Below are 1,198 nucleotides of genomic sequence, written 5' to 3'. Positions count from 1 at the left end.
CAGGGCTATTTCATTCTAAACAGCTTCTTCAAAACGTCTAGACCATAGCCAGCGAGCCGTTGTGCCTGTGCCATATTTGTTTCTCCAGCTTCTCGATAAAGATTGAGTGCTAAATTACGAGCAATTGCAAAAATGGCTGGGAGATCGCCAACTCGAACTCTAGAAGCATCTTCTCCTTGAGTCACATCTCGGACATAGTGGACCTTATTTTCAACACCCCAGTAATCGCGAATTCTAGTTGCAAATTGTTCCACCGTTTCATCCAATGAACTAATGTAGTACCTGGTTTCAGGCTTCTTGATTTGAATATATTTACCTTTTAACAGGTGTCGATAACTCGTGACTCGAATGATAATTCGTAGTCCGGCCCAGTCTTCGCTCTCCGATAGTCCATGCCAGCCTGTCCACAAACTCACACTTCGTCGTTCCACTCGTCCGTGGCCCGTTTCAACGGTATTAATATGGGATTCTGATTGAAATTTCTCCTTAATTTGCTCATGAAAATGGCTATGATTCCCTTTTAAGGCACCGAGATAGTCATTCCCAGACTCAATAATTAGCTCACAAGTTTTTTTTGAGTATTCAAGGCATCGAAGGCAAAGACGACTCCCCGTTGGGCCAAGGCTTCCAAAACGGGTGGAATCGCTTTGATTTCATTGGTTTTACAATCCACTTGTTGGGGAGTTAAAATCAGTCCTCGTTCGACCAAGTAGACCGTCACCAATTGAATCGCTGGATGGGATGGGGTCCGATTATCACCCGTTTCAATGTTGTAAGAGCCACGGAGGACTTTTCCATCTAAGGCAATGGTTTCACCTCTTTTCGGTTCAATTTTGCAGAAAGAAGCGACGCAAGCGCCATAGGATTGATAATCCAAGTCCAGTAACGCCCGACGAAGCGTACTGTAGGAAGGAATCCCATGCTTCGGGAACCCAAACAGCGCAATCAGAGGTTCGCGGTAAGCCTTTAACCAATCCCCGATGGCTAGAAAACCACCACATCCTGCGCTAATCGCCAGGGTAAATAACGCTAAACAGACCGCATACTCATGACGACAGCCCGCTCCACGCCGTGGGTCGGGTAATTCCGAAAATGCTTCTACAATTGCTAGGGAACTCATAAATCATAAGTTAGGGTGAATCCGACTTCTAAACTCTAAACCTAAACCCTGTCTACTGTCTAGAACGAAATAGCCCTG

The 1,198-nt window shown here is 45.6% G+C and carries 1 pseudogene; it reads right to left on the bottom strand.

The annotated features are described in order from the left end of the window. Window positions 1–5 precede the first annotated feature (5 nt). Window positions 6–1,120, bottom strand: a pseudogene (locus JGK36_RS00120) (ISAs1 family transposase). Window positions 1,121–1,198 lie beyond the last annotated feature (78 nt).

Origin of the sequence: Microcoleus sp. PH2017_35_SFW_U_B, from assembly GCF_020737865.1 — a bacterium.
Lineage (GTDB): Bacteria > Cyanobacteriota > Cyanobacteriia > Cyanobacteriales > Microcoleaceae > Microcoleus.
This window is presented reverse-complemented; position numbering and strand designations above follow the sequence as displayed.